At 70.9% G+C, this 4,676-nt stretch carries 1 protein-coding gene and 2 pseudogenes; 2 read left to right on the top strand and 1 reads right to left on the bottom strand.

The window, feature by feature from the left end:
• Positions 1–132: 132 nt before the first annotated feature.
• A complete protein-coding gene (gene clpB / locus LCD31_RS28235; RefSeq protein ID WP_224963145.1) occupies positions 133–2,715 on the bottom strand; it encodes an ATP-dependent chaperone ClpB in 2,583 nt (860 codons plus the stop codon).
• A gap of 301 nt (positions 2,716–3,016) precedes the next feature.
• On the opposite strand from clpB, the pseudogene LCD31_RS28230 reads away from it, so the two are divergent.
• Positions 3,017–4,607, top strand: a pseudogene (locus LCD31_RS28230) (alanine/glycine:cation symporter family protein).
• A pseudogene (locus LCD31_RS29875) lies at positions 4,598–4,676 on the top strand (alanine:cation symporter family protein); the annotation flags it as partial. The pseudogenes LCD31_RS28230 and LCD31_RS29875, both read left to right, overlap by 10 nt.

Below are 4,676 nucleotides of genomic sequence, written 5' to 3'. Positions count from 1 at the left end.
GCGGCGAAGCCGCTGAGCGGAGACCCAGCACGCAACGGGACCACCCGCGGGTTCTCAGCGGTTCCCTCGCGAGGACAGCGATTTCATCGCTGAGGTTCCGCCACCCGCCCCCCGATCAGGCCGAGAAGACGGTCACTCCGCCCGAACGGTCAAGGCCGAGTTGTCGTCGGCCACGTCCACCAGGACCGCGTCCCCGTCCCGCACCTCGCCCGACAGCAGCTGCTTCGCCAGCTGGTCGCCGATCGCGGACTGCACGAGCCGCCGCAGCGGACGTGCCCCGAACACCGGGTCGAACCCGTTGAGCGCCAGCCAGTCCCGCGCGGCGGGCCGCACGTCGAGGGTGAGCCGCCGCTGGGAGAGCCGGTCCGCCAGCCGCTCCACCTGGATGTCCACGATGGACGTCAGCTCCTCGGTGGACAGCGAGTGGAACACCACCATGTCGTCGAGCCGGTTGAGGAATTCCGGCTTGAACTGCTGGCGCACCACGGACAGCACCGCTTCGTCGCGCTGCTGCTCGGTCAGGTTCGGGTCCGCGATGGCCTGCGAACCGAGGTTCGAGGTGAGCACCAGGATGGTGTTCCGGAAGTCCACCGTGCGCCCCTGGCCGTCGGTGAGCCGGCCGTCGTCGAGCGCCTGCAGCAGCACGTCGAACACGTCCGGGTGCGCCTTCTCGACCTCGTCCAGCAGCACCACCGAGTACGGCCTGCGCCGCACCGATTCGGTGAGCTGGCCGCCCTGGTCGTAGCCGACGTAGCCGGGCGGGGAGCCGACGAGGCGGGCCACCGAGTGCTTCTCGGAGTACTCGCTCATGTCGATGCGGATCATCGCCCGCTCGTCGTCGAACAGGAACCCGGCGAGCGCCTTCGCCAGCTCGGTCTTGCCCACGCCGGTCGGCCCGAGGAACAGGAACGATCCGGTGGGCCGGTCGGGGTCGGCGACGCCCGCGCGGGCGCGGCGCACCGCGTCGGACACGGCGCGCACCGCTTCGGCCTGGCCGACGACCCGGGTCTCCAGCTCGTCCTCCATCCGCAGCAGCTTCGCGGTCTCGCCTTCGAGCAGCCGTCCGGCGGGGATGCCGGTCCAGGAGCTGACCACGTCGGCGACGTCGTCGGGCGTGACCTCCTCCTGCAGCATGGCCTTCTGCTCGGTCTGCGCCTCGGTGGCGGTGGCGAGCTCCTTCTCCAGGGCGGGGATGCGGCCGTAGCGCAGTTCGGCGGCCTTGCCGAGGTCGCCGTCGCGTTCGGCGCGGTCGGATTCGCCGCGGAGCTGTTCGAGCTGCGTCTTGAGGTCGCGGACCTTGTCGATGGACTCCTTCTCGCCCTGCCAGCGCGCGGTGAGCTCGGAGAGCCGTTCGCGGCGGTCGGCGAGTTCGCCGCGCAGGGTGGCGAGCCGTTCGACGGAGGCGACGTCGGTCTCCTTGGCCAGCGCCATCTCCTCGATCTCCAGGCGGCGCACGGCGCGTTCCACCTCGTCGATCTCGACCGGCCGCGAGTCGATCTCCATGCGCAGCCGGGACGCGGCCTCGTCCACGAGGTCGATGGCCTTGTCCGGCAGGAACCGCGCGGTGATGTACCGGTCGGAGAGCGTGGCGGCGGCGACGAGCGCGCCGTCGGTGATCCGCACGCCGTGGTGCACCTCGTAGCGCTCCTTGAGCCCGCGCAGGATCGCGACGGTGTCCTGCGGGCTCGGTTCGCCGACCATGACCTGCTGGAAGCGGCGTTCCAGCGCGGCGTCGGTCTCGATGTGCTCGCGGTACTCGTCGAGGGTGGTGGCGCCGACCATGCGGAGCTCGCCGCGGGCCAGCATCGGCTTGATCATGTTGCCCGCGTCCATCGCCCCTTCGCCGGTGGCACCGGCGCCGACGATGGTGTGCAGCTCGTCGATGAACGTGACGACCTCGCCCGCGGAGTCGGTGATCTCCTTGAGCACGGCCTTGAGCCGCTCCTCGAACTCGCCGCGGTACTTGGCGCCGGCGATCATCGAGCCGAGGTCGAGGGCGACGACGCGCTTGCCGCGCAGCGATTCGGGTACGTCACCGGCGACGATGCGCTGGGCGAGGCCTTCGACGATGGCGGTCTTGCCGACGCCGGGTTCGCCGATGAGCACCGGGTTGTTCTTGGTGCGCCGGGACAGCACCTGCACCACGCGCCGGATCTCCGAGTCGCGGCCGATGACCGGGTCGAGCTCACCGCCGCGGGCGCGCGCGGTGAGGTCCTGGCCGTACTTCTCCAGGGCCTGGAAGGTGCCCTCCGGGTCGGGGCTGGAGACCCGGGCCGAGCCGCGCACCTTCGCGAAGGCGTCGCGGAGCGCCTCGGGGGTGGCGCCGTGCCTGCGGAGCAGGTCGGCGACCTGGCCGCCTTCGGCCGCGAGACCGACCAGCAGGTGCTCGGTGGAGACGTAGTCGTCGCCCATCTCGGTGGCCAGGTGCTGGGCGTGGGTCACGGCCTTGAGCGCGTCGCGGGACAGCTGCGGCGCGGACACGGTGGAGCCGGAGGCCGCGGGCTGCGCGTTGATCAGCGCTTCGACCTCGCGGCGCACGTCCGCGACGTCGGCCTCGACCGCGGTCAGCAGCGGCGCCGCGATGCCGTCGCCCTGCGCGAGCAGCGCGCCGAGCAGCCGGGCGGGGCCCACGTCGGGGTTGCCCGCCACCGTGGCGGCCTGGGCCGCCGAGGAGATCGCCTGTTGGGTCTTGGTCGTCGGGTTGAAAGCGTCCATTCCTCCACCTCGCCGGGGCGTCGCGCGCGAGCCTCCATGCTCGCGCAGAGCGCCCGCCGTGCAACACCGGCGGAGGCCCCGGCGCGGCGGGCGAAACGGAACCTCCGCATGAAAGTTGAGTCCGTTGCGCTCAACCATACACCCGTCGCGGCCGACTGGGCATCCCTTCGCCCGTCCACCCCGTTCCGCTCGCCCGTTCGACGGGCTGCCGATCACCACGAGTCGCAAAACGGGCGCGAATTCACCCACTGGCCACCGAAAAGCATTGAGTCCCAATTGTCGCCTTGGTCCACTACCCGCCATGCCCGACACATCCGGCCCGCCACCGGCGAGCCCGCTCCCGCACACCGAGGTGCTCGCCGCCGGGGACGGCGCGCTCTCCGCGGTCGAGAACACCATCAACACCGTCTTCGAGCCGATCTCCGACTGGTTCTCGAACCTCGTGTTCGGCGAACTCACGCTGTTCGGCGTCACGTTCCCCTGGATCGTGGCCTGGCTGGTGATCGCCGCCGCCACGTTCACCGTCGCGTTCGGCTTCATCCAGTTCCGCTCGCTGGGCCTGTCGCTGGCGCTGGTCCGCCGGGAAGTACTCCCGCCCGGACGACCCCGGCGAGATCACCCACTTCCAAGCGCTCTCCTCCGCGGTCTCCGCGACGGTCGGCCTCGGCAACATCGCCGGTGTCGGGGTCGCCGTCACCGTCGGCGGCCCCGGCGCGACCTTCTGGATGATCGTGTGCGGCCTGCTGGGCATGTGCACCAAGTTCGTCGAATGCACCCTCGGCGTGCAGTACCGCGACATCCACGAGGACGGCACCGTCTCCGGCGGCCCCATGCAGTACCTGCGCAAGGGCATCGCCGAACGGTTCCCCGGCGGCTTCGGCGCCCGGCTCGGCAAGGTGCTGGCCGTGCTCGCCGCGATCATGATCCTGTTCTTCGGCATCGCCGGGGGCAACATGTTCCAGGCGAACCAGACCTTCGCCCAGCTGCGCAACGTCACCGGCGGCGAGCAGGGCTGGCTGGGCGGGGACGGCGCCGCGCTCGCCTTCGGGCTGGTGCTGGCCGCGCTGGTCGGCGCCGTCATCATCGGCGGCATCAAGTCCATCGGCGCCGCCACCAGCAAGCTGGTGCCGACGATGGCGATCATCTACGTGGTGGCCTGCCTGATCGTGATCGGCGTGAACATCACCTCGGTGCCCGCCGCCCTCGGCGAGATCGTGCGCGGCGCGTTCACCCCGGCCGCCGGGTTCGGCGGGGCGATCGGCGTGCTGATCATCGGGTTCCAGCGGGCCGCGTTCTCCAACGAGGCGGGGCTCGGCTCGGCGCCGATCGCGCACTCCGCGGTCAAGACCCGGCACCCGGTGAGCGAGGGCTTCGTCGCGCTGCTCGAACCCTTCGTGGACACCGTGATCATCTGCACCATGACGGCGCTGACCATCGTCATCGCCCGCACCGAGTTCTGGCTCGACGCGCAGCGGCAGGTGCTCGGCGGCGGGGAGACCCCGGACGGGGTCACCGTCACCTCCGAGGCGTTCGCGACCGTGCTGCCGTGGTTCCCGTACGTGCTGACGCTCGCGGTGGCCCTGTTCGCCATCTCCACGATCATCACCTGGGGCTACTACGGGCAGCGGGCGTGGCTGTTCCTGTTCGGCAAGTCCAAGGCGAAGGAGACCGCCTACAACGTGCTGTTCTGCGCGTGCACCGTGATCGGCTCGGTGCTGACGCTGACCAGCGTGCTCGACTTCGCGGACGCGGTGCTGTTCGCGCTCGCCCTGTTCAACATCATCGGGCTGTACCTGCTGCTGCCCGTGGTCAAGCGCGAGCTCCGGAGCTTCCGCGAGAAGCTGCGCACCGGGGAGGTGGCTCCGGTCGAGCGGCCGGAGGAGGCGTGCTGATCATCGGGTTCCAGCGGGCCGCGTTCTCCAACGAGGCGGGGCTCGGCTCGGCGCCGATCGCGCACTCCG

This window comes from Saccharopolyspora sp. 6M (assembly GCF_020176775.1).
Lineage (GTDB): Bacteria > Actinomycetota > Actinomycetes > Mycobacteriales > Pseudonocardiaceae > Saccharopolyspora_C > Saccharopolyspora_C gregorii.
Note: the sequence above shows the minus strand (reverse complement) of the source record. Positions and strands in the feature narration are given on the sequence as shown.

What these genes read in the sequence shown, in the direction of transcription:
- clpB (WP_224963145.1), bottom strand. Translation starts at nt 2,715, where the DNA reads ATGGACGCTTTCAACCCGACGACCAAGACCCAACAGGCGATCTCCTCG.